Origin of the sequence: Lysinibacillus sp. G4S2 (assembly GCF_030348505.1) — a bacterium.
Taxonomy (GTDB): domain Bacteria; phylum Bacillota; class Bacilli; order Bacillales_A; family Planococcaceae; genus Lysinibacillus.
In genome coordinates, this window is sequence record NZ_JAUCFJ010000002.1 from 5,355,787 (window position 1) to 5,370,952 (window position 15,166).

A 15,166-nucleotide genomic window follows, 5' to 3' on the forward strand; every position below is an offset into this window, starting at 1 on the left:
TTCACCCTCTCCCTATCTCATATCCTTTTTACTAAAATGAACCATGCCGCTTATTAGGAAGATTGTTCCTACAATAAAACTCATTATGAAAAAAAACGATAAATCATTGTTAGAAATTACTTCATTAAACTCATCAGATGGTAAGATAGGAGTCCCCCAAATTGGATATATCCAGAATAACCATTTTATATTCTGAAGGAAAAATCCAGAAATGGTGAATATCACACCTATAGAAATAGAAATCATTTGATTCTGACAAACCACCGATATCCAAAGCTGAAAAGCTATTAATGGAAAAGATACAATATAGGGGTAAAAGGCTTGCTCTAAAATTAACCCCCATGGTATAGGGCCATTAAAGTCCAAAAAAAGACCAATAAAGAGAATAGACCCTACAATACAAGTAGCTGAAAACGCACAAAGTACAAGTAAATAAATAAATTTAGATAAATATATATAATATCTAGATATAGGTAAAGAAAATAGAATCTTCCAAGCATTCGCTTCATGCTCTATATTGACTATTTTAGAAGCAAATATAGTAATACTTAAAGGAACCATTATGAACATAGACCAATGACAACTAATAACCAGAAAAGACCAATCACTAGTATGTAATTCCTGTGCCATTTCTTTATTTAAATCAAATCTAAAATAAAAATCAGTAAAGTTCATCATAAAAACAAATAAAGGAAATAGTATGGTAATCAAGATTAACTTAGAACGTTTAAACTTTATGCTATCTCCTACAATAATTTCTTTCATGTATTTTCCCCCTTAATAATGTTAAGGAAGATTTCTTCAAGAGAGGACCTTACTTCTTCAATTCGATAAACCGAAATATTAGAATTGACCAAAATACTATTTATCACTGAAATATGGTCATCATCAGTTTTACTAATAAGTAAATCACCATTTTTGTCCACTTCAATATGAAGATTTGTTTTTTCCTCCAAAATAGATTTTGCTTTATTAGAATCATTGACACGTATTTTAATATGAGGATTATCCATATTCCGTAATACTTCAATGGAATCCTGATAGATTAGATTTCCATCAGAAATAATTCCGACTTGAGTTGCCATTTGGTCAATCTCACTAAGTAAATGGCTAGAGATTAAGATGGTTATCCCCTCAGTTTCAGGAAGACTTTTAATTAAGTCACGAATTTCATGAATACCTGCTGGATCCAAACCATTTGTAGGCTCATCTAGAATAAGTAACTCGGGCTCTCCTAGGAGCGCTATTGCAATTCCAAGTCGTTGTTTCATCCCTAAAGAATATTGTTTTACAAGTTGATTTTTAGCATTTGTTAATCTAACAATATTTAATACCTCTTCGATTCGCCCTTCTGGTACATTAAGCATTCGTTGTATAATTTTAAGATTTTCATAGCCTGTTAGATGACCGTAATATGAGGGGGATTCAACCAATGCACCAACTTTTTTTAGTATATGGTTTCTATCACTCTCTAGTTTTTTCCCAAATAAAGTGACTGAACCAGATGAAGCCTTTATTAACCCTAATAACATTTTTATAGAAGTGGTTTTTCCCGAACCATTAGGACCTAAAAAGCCATAAATTTCTCCTTTCTTTACTTTCAAATTTAAATCTTTTACTGCATAAGTTGTTTTATATTTTTTACACAAATCAATAGTTTCGATTATGTAATCGGACATTTTGAACACCTCCACTGAAAGTATACAAATTGAAATAAAAAACAATCTTAACTTTATATTAATTCGATATTAACTTTAAAATTTGTTCTTGATAAAAAAGTATTGTTGATATGAAAGCATATGAAGTAAAGTATGAGCGAATAAGATGCTTAGGTCACGCCAGCGGAAAGCGTTCTCTGTGGCAAATGTGCAGTCACATACATATTGGACATAAAAAAAGATGGCTTCGGTCAACAAACCGAAGTCATCTTTTCTCCACTTAGAAACGAACTCCTATTTTTTATAGGACAGTCATAATACTTTCATTTAATGCGGTAATGCACGTTTTTGTTTCCGATGCTCTCGTCGTGCTGGTCCTGTCTCAAACAGACGTTTTTCTGCATCTGTTTCAGGATAAATTGCTGGAACTGGTCTAGGTTTCCCTTCATCATCTACTGCAACCATCGTTACAAAGGATTCCGTTGTTAATTTTTCCTCACCAGTTTCAATGTTTCGTGAAATAACTCGAACATAGACTTCCATTGAAGAACGTCCCGTTGATGAAACAATACTTTCAATTTCTAAAATATCCCCTACATGTGCTGCTGATAAAAAATCAACAGAATCAATAGAAGCTGTTACTACAAGCCCTTTTGCGTGCTTCATGGCTGTGATGGCAGCAATTTCATCAATATAAGCTAACACTCTTCCACCGAAAATGGAGTTGTGATTATTTGTATCTGGCGGTAATACGAGACGAGTTTGAACCGTACGTGACATGCTCATTGGTACAGCGTTGTTTGTCATAAATCTTATAACTTCCCTTCATGTATGTTCTTTCGTCATCGTATCGCAGAAAAAGAGTTGATGCAAATTTAGAATGATTTTTTCATCGTAATAAATTTCATATCCGTCATTTCCTCAATAGCCCACTTAATGCCTTCACGACCGTATCCACTCATTTTTACGCCGCCATATGGCATATTGTCAACTCTGAATGTCGGAATATCATTAATAATAACAGCGCCTACTTGTAATTCATCCGCTGCACGTAACGCATCTGGCAATACATTTGTATAAATCCCTGCATTTAAGCCAAGTTCCGACTCATTCACTAGTCGAATAGCGTCGTCTAATGTTTCATATGAAACAATTGAGACGATTGGCGCGAATGTTTCTTGACAAACTACTTTCATATCCGCCGTCACATTCGTCATAACAGTTGGTGTTAATGTACGCTCAGTGAACGTTCCTCCTGTTGCAACTACCGCCCCTTGAGCCTTTGCTTCCTCAATCCATTGACGAATACGTTCGACTTCACCAGAATTAATCATCGCACTAACATCTGTATTTTTATCGAGCGGGTCACCTACTACAAGCTTTTCTGTTTCTGCCACAAATGCTTTTGTAAACTCATCGATAATTGATGCATGTACGTAAATACGTTGTAATGAAATACAAACCTGACCTGCAAAATTAAAGGCACCTCCGACACAACGCTGAATAATTTTATCAATCGGTGTCGATGGTTCGACAATTACCGCTGCATTGGACCCAAGCTCTAATGTTACTTTACGTAAACCGACTTTTTCCTTAATGCCCAAACCAACCTTGCCACTGCCCGTGAATGTCACCTTTTTCACGTATGGATGTGTCACGAGTGTATCGCTAAGCTCACCACCGCTACCAGTAACAATTTGTAGCGCACCATCAGGAAGACCCGCTTCCTTAAATATTTCAGCCAATACTATAGCACTTAATGGTGTTTGATTTGCTGGCTTTAATACGACTGTATTGCCAACTGCAAAGGCAGGACCTAATTTATGTGCTACTAAATTAAATGGGAAATTGAATGGTGTAATAGCTGAAATTACACCTAAAGGTTCTCGTTTTGTCCAGCCAATACGATCCCCTGCCCCAGGTGCGGCATCCATTGGCACCGTCTCACCCATTGCTTGCTTAGCACCTTCTGCTGCAAACTGATAAGTCGCTATTGTACGTTCTATTTCAGTTAATCCAGCCGAAATTGGCTTTCCTGCCTCTAACGCTAAAATCTCAGCAAATTCTTCTTTTCGTTGTCGCATTATATCGACTACTTTATATAAAATTTCGGCACGTTCATAGGCTGTTGTCTTTTTAAACGATTGGAACGCCTCTTGAGCACCTACTATTGCTTGCTCTACATCTAAAATCGATGCCTTTGCAACTTTTGCAATTACCGCTCCGCTATAGGGTGATCTCAGCTCATATGCTTCCTTTGCTTCTTTCCATTGGCCATTAATCCAAAGCTTCGTTTCCTTCATCCTTCAAATGCACCTCCAAAAATCATGTTCTTCTTTATTTTATCATGAAGAACTTGAACTAGAAGCTGCAGCAGCTGCAGAAACTGATACTAACATTGCTGTTTGTTGTGCTTGAATTATTAATTGAATAGATGACATGATTGTCATTGATAAAGATTGTTGTACCTTAGCCATATCATAGATAGCAATTTGTACGGCCATAAATAACACGAACTCACGATGCCATTTTAATAGTTTCATACCCTTCAATTCATGGTATAAATCTACAATCTGTTGAAGGTGTGCATTATTCACTTCAAGAATCGCTAAAAATCCTAATAATGGATAGTTAATCGTTTTGACCTTTACATCCTGTTTCTTTAATGTGTCACGGATTGTCACCACATTCGGCACTAATGTACTATCATATTGAGGAGAAAGGAAAGTCAATATTTGTGATAGCCATTGTAGCTCGTTCCCCGCATTAAAATTATATGTACGTAATTCTTTATAATAACGATTCATCGTTTCAGCACGGAGAACAACGTCATCAGATGGGTTACTTAACAATACTACGTAAGGAATGTCATCGTTAGCAGTTAAAAATCGATGATGCTTACGGATCTCTTCAAATAATGCACGCGCCGCCTGTGCATGTGCACTTTTTTCACTTTCCACCTCCGTTAAAAACTGTGCACCAATAAAAATAAAATTACCGCTTCTAAATTTTGCTTCCTTCAATATGCTTACGTTTGACAGTAGATTTTTTACCGCTTGTTTTGTATCCTCTTGCTCCATCAAATTTGCAGCAATACTATATCTTACTGCTGTTCTTAACGGAGAAGCCCATGAAGATTGCTCCTTCATTTCTTGTAACACTTCTTTATATTTAACCGCATCAAAGGTTTTTCCTGACGCCACATATTTGCTTGCAATTGCTAGTACAATTTTACGATCAACTGTCCATCCGACAGCCTTAGCTACATCCTCCACAGTTTGTGTAAATTGATTTCCAATTATTGTAAATTCCATTTTCTACCCACTCCTTTTCCATATTTACGTAATAAAATATAAAAAGGATTCATCAGTTTTGTAACAATTAACACAAAAAGTAAGCTTAATTTAATGTATATGACTCGATTTTATATGGTTTAATGAAAATAATTAAAAATGAGTGGAGGAACTAATGTTGATTGAAATAACCATAACCAGTAGAAAGTCCTTATTCAAGGAAACCTTACAGGATCGATTACAATTATTTTTGATATTACGTAACTCTCCAAATAATATAGCCTTACATAAACTGTTTCAGAAAAAATGACATAGAAAAACAGCGGCAATACCTTTTGCCGCTGTCCATAAAGCTTTAAATTAAGCCTAATTCTTTTAACTCCTCTGTTGAAAAGGCTCTTGACCTTGTTAAAAACCGTTTACCTTCAACGCCTTCAAGCGAGAACATACCGCCTCTGCCATCGACTACGTCCAAGATTATTTGTGTATGCTTCCAATAATCATATTGATTTTTATGCATATAGAAGGGAGCACCACCAATTTCTCCAAGACAAACATCTTGATCACCTAATAGTAAGTCGCCTTCTGGATAACACATTGGCGATGAACCATCACAGCATCCACCTGATTGATGAAACATAATGGGTCCATGCTTTTCTTTCAAAAACTCGATTAGTGCCAGCGCTTCTTCAGTTGCTAAAACACGCACGACCACGCTCATGCACCTCCCTATTAATTAGAAGAAACCAAGTTTGTTTTCGCTATAGCTAACTAATAAGTTTTTCGTTTGCTGATAATGCGCTAACATCATCTTATGGTTTTCACGACCAACACCCGACATTTTATAGCCACCGAACGCAGCATGTGCAGGATAAGCATGGTAGCAGTTTGTCCAAACACGTCCTGCTTGAATACCACGACCGAAGCGATAAGCAGTATTCATATCACGTGTCCAGACACCTGCACCTAAACCATATAATGTGTCATTTGCAATTTCTAATGCTTCCTCTTTTGTTTTAAATGTTGTTACGGCAACAACTGGCCCGAAGATCTCTTCTTGGAAAATGCGCATTTTATTATGCCCTTTAAAGACAGTTGGCTTAATGTAGTAACCATTTTCAAAGCCAGATCCTACATTATTTTTCTCTCCTCCAATTAGACATTCTGCACCTTCTTGCTTACCAATATCTAAGTAAGAAAGAATTTTTTCCATTTGCTCACTTGAAGCCTGTGCACCCATCATCGTATTCGGATCAAGCGGATTTCCAACTTTAATCGCTTCAACACGCTGTAGAACGCGTTCCATAAATTTATCGTAAATAGACTCTTGAATTATTGCACGAGAAGGACATGTACATACTTCACCTTGGTTTAGTGCGAATAATACAAAGCCCTCAACTGCCTTATCTAAAAAGGCATCATCTTCGTCCATAATATCCTCAAAGAAAATATTTGGCGACTTGCCGCCCAATTCTAACGTAACTGGAATAAGGTTTTGTGAAGCATATTGCATAATTAAGCGACCTGTCGTTGTCTCACCAGTAAAGGCAATTTTACCAATGCGTGGATTTGATGCTAGCGGCTTCCCTGCCTCTAAACCAAAGCCATTGACAACGTTCAGTACACCTGATGGCAATAAATCTTCTATTAATTCAATGAGCACCATAATCGAAGCTGGCGTTTGCTCAGCAGGTTTCAACACCACACAGTTTCCAGCTGCCAGTGCAGGTGCTAGCTTCCAAACGGCCATTAATAACGGGAAATTCCAAGGGATAATTTGACCTACTACCCCAATTGGCTCATGGAAGTGATAAGCGACTGTATCATTATCGATTTGGCTTACCGCGCCTTCTTGTGCACGTAAAGCCCCCGCAAAATAACGGAAATGATCAATGGCAAGAGGGATATCTGCATTTAATGTCTCACGTACCGCCTTTCCGTTATCCCATGTTTCGGCAACGGCTAGCTTTTCTAAGTTTTGCTCAATACGGTCCGCAATTTTAAGTAAAATGTTTGCACGCTCTGTTGGGGATGTTTTGCCCCATGCATCCTTTGCGGCATGCGCTGCATCAAGTGCAAGTTCAATATCTTCAGCAGTAGATCGAGCTAATTGTGTAAAAACTTGTCCAGTAACAGGTGTAACATTATCAAAGTATTGTCCTTTCACTGGAGGTGTCCATTCTCCACCAATGTAATTTTCATATTTCTCCTTGAATTGAACTACCGATCCTTCAGTGTTTGGAAATGCATAAACCATTTTACTTCTCCCCTTTACACAAAATAATGAGAATATATCTACAAAAACCGACATTTCATATCGAAATAACAATATTTTCATAGATACCCTCTTACTCAATATATTGTCAGAAACGAAAAATAATTTCAACTTTTTTAAATTTTTTACCAGTAATTTATTTTTACTAGAAAAGCTTCAGGATTCACGGTGTGACCAACGATAATGTATACTTAAAAATAATATAAATGTATAGGAGACCAGTATGCGGATTAATAAATATTTGAGTGAAACAGGCATCGTATCTCGTCGCGGCGCAGATAAATGGATAGCAGAGGGTAAAGTAACGATTAATGGTGAACTTGCAACAGTTGGCAGTCAAGTTGAGGCAGGTGACATGGTTTGCGTTGATGGAAAAGAGGTAAAAAAAGAAGAACAGCTCGTTTATATTGCCTTAAACAAACCAGTAGGAATTACAAGTACAACTGAACAACATATAAAAGGAAATGTCGTTGATTTTGTCAATCACCCTCTACGTATTTTTCATATTGGACGACTCGATAAGGAATCAGAAGGGCTATTATTACTGACAAACGACGGTGACATCGTCAATAAAATTTTACGTGCGGAAAACCATCACGAAAAAGAATATATCGTACAAGTTGATAAGCCTATTACAGAGCAATTTATTAAAAAAATGGGGGCTGGTGTAGATATTTTAGATACTACAACCTTACCTTGTTATGTTGAAAAAATATCTGATAGAGTCTTTAAAATTATTTTAGAGCAAGGCTTAAATCGTCAAATACGTCGTATGTGTTCGGCACTTGGCTACTCCGTTAAGCGTCTACAACGTATTCGTATTATGAATATTAAGCTTGGAAATTTAAAGGTTGGACAGTGGCGCGATTTAACAGAAAAAGAACGAACAGAACTATTCAAACTACTTAACTACACTCCAAAATAAAGCAATTTAAGGGGATGAGATTATGCTGTCAATTCAAAGTACTGAGCAGTTAACGGGAGCATGTATTAGCGGGGATTTTTGGGACTTAGATGAATTGATCAATGCCATTCATAAAGTAACTGGTGATGAAAACAAGTATTATGATTATCAAGGTGCGCGTCTTCGCATACTTAGTGTTTGCCATAATCTCCGTCAAGCTGCTAAGGGAGAGCATCAGCTTGAGTTTGTCAGTAATGGACTTAATAAAAGTGTCCTGACACAGCATGAACTAATTTTTCCAAACAAAAATGTTTATTTCGCAACAGAGGTTCTTTGGCCAGAGCTGATTTTTACTGCTATCGCATTAAATGACTTCATTCGCCTACACAAAGAGCTAATTGATTCTTCTGACTGGAATATGGACGTTGCTGCAATTCGTAAATTCCAAGCAACGGTTGCTGATTGTTTAGAGCAGGAGTTTAAGGAGGAAGAATATTTAGTATTTTTAAGAATGCTACATACTAAAAGTCCATTAACATTCCGTTATGCGACGCAGTATGTAGATCTATTAAACCTAGAGTATATTCAACTAGATTTAGAGGAAAGAAAAGCTCAATTAGCGGCATTTGCTCTCCGATTAATGTTAGAAGACGATGAATATGTAGCGCTAAAATCACAGCTCATGGAAGCTGCGATAACTACCAAAAAATCGTTGCATGAAATTGAAATCAAAACGAATTATCCTGAAACAATTTTGTGGTAAATATAAAGAGCCGTCTCAACTAACTTTGAGACGGCTCATGTTGTTTAAACACTATGTGTCAATGAAATTAAAGTGTCAGTATGGCTCTTCGCCGAGAGGGGTTTGTCTGTACGAAAGCGAAGCGGCAGCAACAATATTTTTCATGCGCGAAAGCGAAGCGGCAGCAGCAAGAGAGATTTCTGTGTGAAAGCGCAGTGACAGCGTCCAACGTAAGCGGAGGAAACAGCGCTCGCTTAAATTGTCGTGTAAGCCATTTTTCGAATAACTGTCTCGTGCTGTGGATAGTCAGCTAACAGCTCATCTTGTGTAAACAATTCAAAATCCTCAAAATCAAAGCCTGGTGCAACCATACAGCCTACTAAACTAAATGTATCTGCATCCTCTACGGACGAGCCAAATATAGTGTTTTTCGGTACTGCTATTTGAGGTACTTCTCCTGCCTCTACATTTATTCCAAGCTTCTTCGCCTCATATGTACCATCCGGGAAAATCATATGGACTGTTAACGGACTGCCAGCATGATAATACCAAAGCTCATCCGATTTCAAACGGTGCAAATGCGATATGTCCTGCGAACGTAGTAAGAAATAAATACTCGTATAAATCGGTCTTTGCACATCCCTTACAGCCATATCCTCAGATGCTCGAAATGAGGATATATAATAACCGCCTTCAGGATGCTCTGCTAAATTCAATTTTTCAATAAAATATTGTGCTGAATACTTCATAAAACATCACTCCTTTCGTCCACATTATCAAATAATAAAGGATGAATGCTACTGTTATTGCGTCAATTTGATTGTTCTTTCAGTCGCTCTGACCTTTCTTTCCGTCACTTTGACTATTCTATCCGTCGCTCTGGCCCTTCTTTCCGTCACTTTGACTGTTCTATCCGTCGCTCCGGCCTTTCTTTCCGTCGCCTTGATCATTCTACGTCGCTCTAGCTCTTCTTTCCGTCACTTTGATTGTTCTATCCGTCGCTCTGACCTTTCTTTCCGTCGCCTTGATCATTCTACATCGATCTGGTCCTTCTTTCTGTCACTTTGGCCCTTCTATCCGTCACTTCGACTGTTCTATCCGTCACTTCGACTGCTCTATCCGTCGCTCTGTTCTCCCTTTCCGTCACTTTAAAATTTCTATCCGCCAACCCAATCCCTTCGCAAAAAAAGACGCCTCGAAAATCGAGACGCCTTCTCTCTATAAGCCACCTAAATAAGCTGCCTTTACTTGCTCACTCTCTTGAAGCTCTTTTGCTGTACCTGATAATACAATACGTCCTGTTTCAAGTACGTACGCACGATTTGCTACTGATAGGGCCATATTCGCATTTTGCTCAACAAGCAAAACGGTTGTACCCTCTTTATTGACTTGCTCAATAATATTAAAAATATTTTTTACCATGAGTGGTGCAAGCCCCATTGAAGGTTCATCCATCAATAACAATTTCGGTTTTGCCATTAATGCTCGACCCATCGCCAGCATTTGTTGCTCACCACCAGATAATGTACCTGATTGCTGTTTACGGCGCTCCAAAAGACGTGGGAATAGTTCAAACACATGGTCCATATCTTTTTTGATACCAGCTTTATCGTTACGAAGATATGCCCCAAGCTCTAAGTTCTCTTCAACTGACATATTGGCAAAAACACGACGCCCCTCTGGAACATGTGAAATACCTGATTTTACAATTGTCTGCGCAGCCTTCCCTGCAATGGAGAAGCCTTCATATTCAATGATGCCGCCCTTTGGTTTTAATAAACCTGACAATGTTTTTAATAATGTACTTTTACCAGCACCGTTTGCACCGATTAATGTTACGATTTCACCCTCATTTACTTCCAAAGAGAGGCCCTTTAATGCTTGAATGTTTCCGTAAAATACATCTATGTTTTGTACTTTTAGCATTAGCCGATAACCTCCTCGCCAAGGTAAGCTTCAATTACCTTTGGATTGTTGCGTATTTCTTCTGGTGTCCCATCAGCGATTAATTGACCGTGATCGAGCACATAAATACGTTCACAAATTCCCATTACTAAGCTCATATCATGCTCAATTAGAAGAATTGTTAAGCCAAATTCTTTACGAATAAACGCTATTAATTCCATTAAATCGTGCGTTTCCTGCGGGTTCATGCCTGCTGCTGGCTCATCTAATAATAGTAGCTTAGGTTTCGCAGCTAGGGCACGAGCAATTTCTAGTCGACGCTGCATCCCATAAGGTAAATTTTTCGCAAGCTCATCCTTATAAACATCTAAGCCAAAGATTTTTAGGAACTCAATAGATTGAAGCTCCATTTCTGCCTCACCTTTAAAGTGATTCGGCAAACGGAAAATGGAGGACCACATGGAATGCTTGGCAAGTGAATGGTTCGCTACCTTAACATTATCTAAAACAGAGAGTTCTTTAAATAAACGAATATTTTGGAACGTACGGCTAATACCCTTTTGTGTTACCTGGTATGGTGCAAGCCCATTTATCTTTATACCATCAAATGTAATCGTACCTTCAGTTGGTGTATACACTCCGGTAAGCATGTTAAAGCTCGTTGTTTTACCAGCACCATTTGGCCCTATAAGACCTACTAGTTCTCCTTGATTAAGGTACATATTAACGCCCTGTACCGCCTTTAAACCACCGAATTGAATGCCCATATTTTCAACATTGATAAGAAGGTTTCCAGTCATTATTTTGTACCTCCTTTTTTACCAAACTTAAATAAATCCGTAAATTCTTTTGTTCCCATCAAACCTGTTGGACGGTACAGCATTACCACTATTAATACTAAGCTATAAATAATCATACGTGTTTCTGGGAAGTTTGCTAAGTAAGCTGAGATTACTGTTAAGAAAATCGCAGCAATAACGGACCCTGAAAGACTTCCTAAACCACCAAGAACGACATAGATTAAAATATCAAATGATTTTAAGAAACCGAAAGTTGTCGGTTGAATAATGTAAAAATTATGTGCAAAGATGGCCCCTGCAAGACCGGCAAAGAAGGAACCAATTGCGAACGCTACAACTTTATAGTAGGTTGTGTTAATACCCATTGCATCTGCCGCAATTTCGTCCTCACGAATCGAAATACATGCACGTCCATGACGAGAATTTGTAAAGTTAGAGATTACTAGAATTGTTAGAACTACACCAACGAACGCATAAGTCCAATTTGATAAATATTTAACCTGCATCCCCGCTGCGCCACCAACATAATCCGTATTTAAAAAGACAATACGTATAATTTCCGCAAATCCAAGTGTCGCAATCGCTAAATAGTCACCCTTTAAACGTAGTGTTGGAATACCTACGATTAAACCTGCGACTGCTGCTGCCAGCGCCCCTAAGAAAATTGCTAATGGGAACGGAAGCATTAATTTAGTTGTAATAATCGCAGAAATATATGCCCCTACTGCTAAGAAACCTGCATGCCCAATCGAGAATTGGCCAGTAATACCAATGACAATGTGCAAGCTAACCGCAAGCATAATGTTAATACACATTGTGATTAACATATTTTGATAGTACATATCGAGAATGTTCGTTGAAATTAGCACCTGAATAACTGCATAGATGACTAACGCTAATACGGCATAGCCCCAAAAGAATTTAGACTTTTTCATAATTACCGCTCACCTACACTTTCTCACGGGTATTTTTACCGAAGATACCCGATGGTCTGAAGATTAAAATTAAAATTAAAATAACGAATGCCGCTGCATCACGCCATAAGGAGAAGCCAAGTGCACTTACTAATGATTCCACAACACCTAATAACATACCGCCAACCATGGCACCAGGAATAATACCAATGCCACCAAGTACTGCAGCGATGAACGCTTTAACCCCTGGAATAACACCCATTAATGGATCAATTTTCGTATAGTAAACACCAAAGATCACACCTGCTGCACCAGCTAGAGCAGAACCAATTGCGAATGTCGCTGAAATTGTATTATCTACGTTAATACCCATCAAACGTGCTGCATCGGCATCATGAGAAACCGCGCGCATCGCTTTTCCGATCTTTGTTTTATGTACGATGAATTGTAAAAGAATCATCAGTACAATTGCTACAGTTAAAATTAAAATGGATGTACTACTAATTTGAACTCCGAAAACATCAAAAGATTTATTTTTAATGACTTCAGGATATGCCGCTGGTTGCGCACCTCTGAAGAAAATAGTCGTGTATTCGATTAATAGCGATACACCGATTGCCGTAATTAAAGCTGCAATACGTGTTGCATTTCGCAAACGCTTATAAGCAATACGTTCAATTACAACACCAAAGATTGCACAAACTGCCATCGCCAATAATAGTGCTGGGAAGAAGCCAAGCTCCCATTTAGCAATTGCGTAAAAGCCAATAAATGACCCAATCATGAAGACATCGCCGTGGGCAAAGTTAATTAGCTTAATAATCCCGTATACCATCGTATACCCTAACGCTATTAATGCGTAGATACTACCTAGTGAAATACCATTCACAAGCTGCTGTATCCATTCCATGAGCGTTCACTCCTTTTATTTTTTAGAAAAATGCAAAAATTGGACTTACTTCTACATGTTATTATTGAATGCAGACTAAATTGTGTCCTCTTAAAAAAATATTTTAAAGTTGACTATAAAATACGAAAGGGAAGGCGTGTTTACCCGCCTCCCCCTTGCCTACAAAACATTAAGGATTAACTTTAGAGTTGAACACTTGTTTACCGTCTTTAAATTCAAGAACTGTTGCTGTTTTAATTGGATTATGATCTTTGTCAACTGAGAAAGTACCTGTTACTAAAGAAAGATCTTTTGTGTCAGCCAATGCTTTTTGAATTGCTTCCCCATCCGTAGAGCCTGCACGCTTAATAGCATCAGCAATGTAGTAAATTGTGTCATAGCCAAGTGCATTGAATGCATCCGGTGCTTTATCACCGTTCGCTGCTTTAAACGCCTTTACGAAGTCTTGAATTTTTTGATCTGGGTCTTCTGCAGAGTAGTGGTTTGTAATATATGTGTTATTCAACGCATCCGCACCAGCTAGCTCTACTAATGTTGGTGAATCCCAACCATCAGCTCCCATCAGCGGTACATCGATACCCATTTCACGTGCTTGTTTAACAATTAAACCAACCTCTTCATAGTATCCTGGGATAAAGATAAAGTCTGGTTTAGCCGCTTTAATATTTGTTAATTGTGTACGGAAGTCCGTATCCTTAGCCACATACGCCTCTTCTTCTACAACTTTCCCACCATTTTTAGTGATTGTTTCTTTAAATGATTTTGCTAAACCTTTTGCATAGTCAGACGCATTGTCCGCAAAAATAGCTACATTTTTAGCTTTCAAGTCATTAGAAGCGAAGTTCGCTGCCACAATCCCTTGGAATGGATCAATGAAGCACGTACGGAATGCGTATTCATTAACGCTGCCATCATCATTTACTGTAATGTTAGGAGCTGTACCAGAACCAGTAACGATTGGAATTTTTTTGTCGTTCGCAATTTGCACAGTTGCAACTGTGTTACCAGAAGTTGCTGGGGCTAGCATTGCAACTACATTATCTTGTGTTGCTAGTTTAATAGCTGCTGTAGTAGCCTCTGCGTTTTCTGATTTATTATCTACTTTAATAAGCTCAATTTTCTTACCGTCAATACCGCCCTTATCATTAATTTCTTTAACTGCAAGCTCTGCACCTAGTCCAATTGAAGAACCATAGGAGGCTACGTTACCTGAAAGCTCTAAATTTGCACCAATTTTAATAGTATCTCCGTCAGAAGAGCCACCGCCACCTGATGATGACCCACCTCCTGAACTCGAGCTATCTCCATTTCCACAACCAGCAAGAACACCAGCAAGTAATGAAGACGCAACTAGAAGTGAACCGAACTTTTTAAGCTTTTTGTTCTCTTTCATCATTATATTCCCCCTATTTTTTCAAATGTTAGATATTTCTGATAATTATAAACAATTAACGACGTTTCCTCAATAGCGAAAATAATTATTTATAACACCTAAAACTAAACTACAATATTATTCATTTATGACTTTTACATTGTAAAACATTCTTTATATTTAGTCTAGAGTGATTTTTCAGTATAATTAGTAATTTAAGAATTATCTATTAATTGTAAATATTTATTAATACAAAACTATCATTTCTAATTATTTTTATAATATAGTCTCGAAAAAGGATGTCCTTTTTGCGAAAATTGCAAGATATCTAAGAGACCATCTGTTGCGAATGTTCTTCATGGCACTTATTTATCACCCGGGAAATAAAAAGAT

The 15,166-nt window shown here is 37.8% G+C and carries 17 protein-coding genes; 4 read left to right on the forward strand and 13 right to left on the reverse strand.

The features are described 5' to 3' along the window. Nucleotides 1–12: 12 nt before the first annotated feature. From QUF91_RS27345 to adh, 7 genes are all read right to left on the reverse strand, one after another. Entirely contained in the window at nucleotides 13–765 is a 753-nt protein-coding gene (locus QUF91_RS27345; RefSeq protein ID WP_285395770.1) for an ABC transporter permease, read from the reverse strand. Further along, entirely contained in the window at nucleotides 762–1,679 is a 918-nt protein-coding gene (locus QUF91_RS27350; RefSeq protein ID WP_285395771.1) for an ABC transporter ATP-binding protein, read from the reverse strand. The genes QUF91_RS27345 and QUF91_RS27350 overlap by 4 nt, the downstream gene beginning before the upstream one ends. Nucleotides 1,680–1,985: 306 nt before the next feature. Next, complete coding sequence (locus tag QUF91_RS27355) at nucleotides 1,986–2,465, reverse strand: acyl-CoA thioesterase (RefSeq protein ID WP_285395772.1); 480 nt, start codon at nucleotides 2,463–2,465, stop codon at nucleotides 1,986–1,988. 68 nt (nucleotides 2,466–2,533) lie between these two features. Continuing rightward, the gene (locus QUF91_RS27360) at nucleotides 2,534–3,961 is read right to left on the reverse strand and encodes an aldehyde dehydrogenase family protein (RefSeq protein ID WP_285395773.1); all 1,428 of its coding nucleotides are present in this window, start codon (nucleotides 3,959–3,961) and stop codon (nucleotides 2,534–2,536) included. 42 nt (nucleotides 3,962–4,003) lie between these two features. Next, a complete protein-coding gene (locus tag QUF91_RS27365) occupies nucleotides 4,004–4,972 on the reverse strand; it encodes a DUF4003 family protein (protein WP_285395774.1) in 969 nt (322 codons plus the stop codon). Nucleotides 4,973–5,306: 334 nt separating this feature from the next. Beyond that, nucleotides 5,307–5,666 (reverse strand): DUF779 domain-containing protein, encoded by a 360-nt coding sequence (locus tag QUF91_RS27370; RefSeq protein WP_285395775.1) that lies wholly within the window; start codon nucleotides 5,664–5,666, stop codon nucleotides 5,307–5,309. Nucleotides 5,667–5,687: 21 nt separating this feature from the next. Further along, a complete protein-coding gene (gene adh / locus QUF91_RS27375; RefSeq protein WP_285395776.1) occupies nucleotides 5,688–7,208 on the reverse strand; it encodes an aldehyde dehydrogenase in 1,521 nt (506 codons plus the stop codon). 241 nt (nucleotides 7,209–7,449) lie between these two features. On the opposite strand from adh, the gene rluF reads away from it, so the two are divergent. From rluF to QUF91_RS27390, 3 genes are read left to right on the forward strand one after another with little or no spacing between them, the layout of a single operon-like run. Next, the gene (gene rluF / locus QUF91_RS27380) at nucleotides 7,450–8,151 is read left to right on the forward strand and encodes a 23S rRNA pseudouridine(2604) synthase RluF (protein ID WP_289419949.1); all 702 of its coding nucleotides are present in this window, start codon (nucleotides 7,450–7,452) and stop codon (nucleotides 8,149–8,151) included. A 22-nt stretch (nucleotides 8,152–8,173) separates the two neighbouring features. After that, nucleotides 8,174–8,893, forward strand: coding sequence for a DUF6904 family protein (locus QUF91_RS27385; RefSeq protein WP_285395778.1), 720 nt, complete (start codon nucleotides 8,174–8,176; stop codon nucleotides 8,891–8,893). Nucleotides 8,894–8,930: 37 nt separating this feature from the next. Beyond that, a complete protein-coding gene (locus QUF91_RS27390) occupies nucleotides 8,931–9,080 on the forward strand; it encodes a hypothetical protein (protein WP_289419950.1) in 150 nt (49 codons plus the stop codon). Between the two features lie 46 nt (nucleotides 9,081–9,126). Here the strand turns inward: QUF91_RS27390 and QUF91_RS27395 are convergent, their stop codons facing one another. After that, entirely contained in the window at nucleotides 9,127–9,621 is a 495-nt protein-coding gene (locus tag QUF91_RS27395) for a cupin domain-containing protein (RefSeq protein WP_289419951.1), read from the reverse strand. A 67-nt stretch (nucleotides 9,622–9,688) separates the two neighbouring features. Here QUF91_RS27395 and QUF91_RS27400 point away from each other — a divergent pair, with 67 nt between their 5' ends. After that, on the forward strand, nucleotides 9,689–10,024 hold the full coding sequence (locus tag QUF91_RS27400) for a hypothetical protein (RefSeq protein WP_289419952.1): 336 nt from the start codon (nucleotides 9,689–9,691) through the stop codon (nucleotides 10,022–10,024). A gap of 66 nt (nucleotides 10,025–10,090) precedes the next feature. Here QUF91_RS27400 and QUF91_RS27405 read toward each other — a convergent pair whose 3' ends face one another. The 5 genes from QUF91_RS27405 to QUF91_RS27425 form a co-directional block, all read right to left on the reverse strand. Then, entirely contained in the window at nucleotides 10,091–10,798 is a 708-nt protein-coding gene (locus QUF91_RS27405) for an ABC transporter ATP-binding protein (RefSeq protein ID WP_068985728.1), read from the reverse strand. Beyond that, nucleotides 10,798–11,577 carry an ABC transporter ATP-binding protein gene (locus QUF91_RS27410; protein WP_285395784.1) on the reverse strand — a complete coding sequence of 260 codons (780 nt, stop codon included), beginning with the start codon at nucleotides 11,575–11,577 and terminating at the stop codon, nucleotides 10,798–10,800. Before QUF91_RS27410 ends, QUF91_RS27405 begins: the two co-directional genes overlap by 1 nt. Further along, on the reverse strand, nucleotides 11,577–12,512 hold the full coding sequence (locus QUF91_RS27415; protein WP_285395785.1) for a branched-chain amino acid ABC transporter permease: 936 nt from the start codon (nucleotides 12,510–12,512) through the stop codon (nucleotides 11,577–11,579). The genes QUF91_RS27410 and QUF91_RS27415 overlap by 1 nt, the downstream gene beginning before the upstream one ends. 13 nt (nucleotides 12,513–12,525) lie before the next feature. Then, entirely contained in the window at nucleotides 12,526–13,401 is an 876-nt protein-coding gene (locus tag QUF91_RS27420; protein WP_285395786.1) for a branched-chain amino acid ABC transporter permease, read from the reverse strand. A gap of 169 nt (nucleotides 13,402–13,570) precedes the next feature. Next, a complete protein-coding gene (locus QUF91_RS27425) occupies nucleotides 13,571–14,794 on the reverse strand; it encodes an ABC transporter substrate-binding protein (RefSeq protein WP_285395787.1) in 1,224 nt (407 codons plus the stop codon). Nucleotides 14,795–15,166: the final 372 nt, after the last annotated feature.

Bases quoted from the DNA above. Each gene is read 5' to 3' on its own strand.
- QUF91_RS27345 (WP_285395770.1), bottom strand. From the start codon at position 765: ATGAAAGAAATTATTGTAGGAGATAGCATAAAGTTTAAACGTTCTAAG.
- QUF91_RS27350 (WP_285395771.1), bottom strand. From the start codon at position 1,679: ATGTCCGATTACATAATCGAAACTATTGATTTGTGTAAAAAATATAAA.
- QUF91_RS27355 (WP_285395772.1), bottom strand. From the start codon at position 2,465: ATGACAAACAACGCTGTACCAATGAGCATGTCACGTACGGTTCAAACT.
- QUF91_RS27360 (WP_285395773.1), bottom strand. From the start codon at position 3,961: ATGAAGGAAACGAAGCTTTGGATTAATGGCCAATGGAAAGAAGCAAAG.
- QUF91_RS27365 (WP_285395774.1), bottom strand. From the start codon at position 4,972: ATGGAATTTACAATAATTGGAAATCAATTTACACAAACTGTGGAGGAT.
- adh (WP_285395776.1), bottom strand. From the start codon at position 7,208: ATGGTTTATGCATTTCCAAACACTGAAGGATCGGTAGTTCAATTCAAG.
- rluF (WP_289419949.1), top strand. From the start codon at position 7,450: ATGCGGATTAATAAATATTTGAGTGAAACAGGCATCGTATCTCGTCGC.
- QUF91_RS27385 (WP_285395778.1), top strand. From the start codon at position 8,174: ATGCTGTCAATTCAAAGTACTGAGCAGTTAACGGGAGCATGTATTAGC.
- QUF91_RS27390 (WP_289419950.1), top strand. From the start codon at position 8,931: ATGTTGTTTAAACACTATGTGTCAATGAAATTAAAGTGTCAGTATGGC.
- QUF91_RS27395 (WP_289419951.1), bottom strand. From the start codon at position 9,621: ATGAAGTATTCAGCACAATATTTTATTGAAAAATTGAATTTAGCAGAG.
- QUF91_RS27405 (WP_068985728.1), bottom strand. From the start codon at position 10,798: ATGCTAAAAGTACAAAACATAGATGTATTTTACGGAAACATTCAAGCA.
- QUF91_RS27410 (WP_285395784.1), bottom strand. From the start codon at position 11,577: ATGACTGGAAACCTTCTTATCAATGTTGAAAATATGGGCATTCAATTC.
- QUF91_RS27415 (WP_285395785.1), bottom strand. From the start codon at position 12,512: ATGAAAAAGTCTAAATTCTTTTGGGGCTATGCCGTATTAGCGTTAGTC.
- QUF91_RS27420 (WP_285395786.1), bottom strand. From the start codon at position 13,401: ATGGAATGGATACAGCAGCTTGTGAATGGTATTTCACTAGGTAGTATC.
- QUF91_RS27425 (WP_285395787.1), bottom strand. From the start codon at position 14,794: ATGAAAGAGAACAAAAAGCTTAAAAAGTTCGGTTCACTTCTAGTTGCG.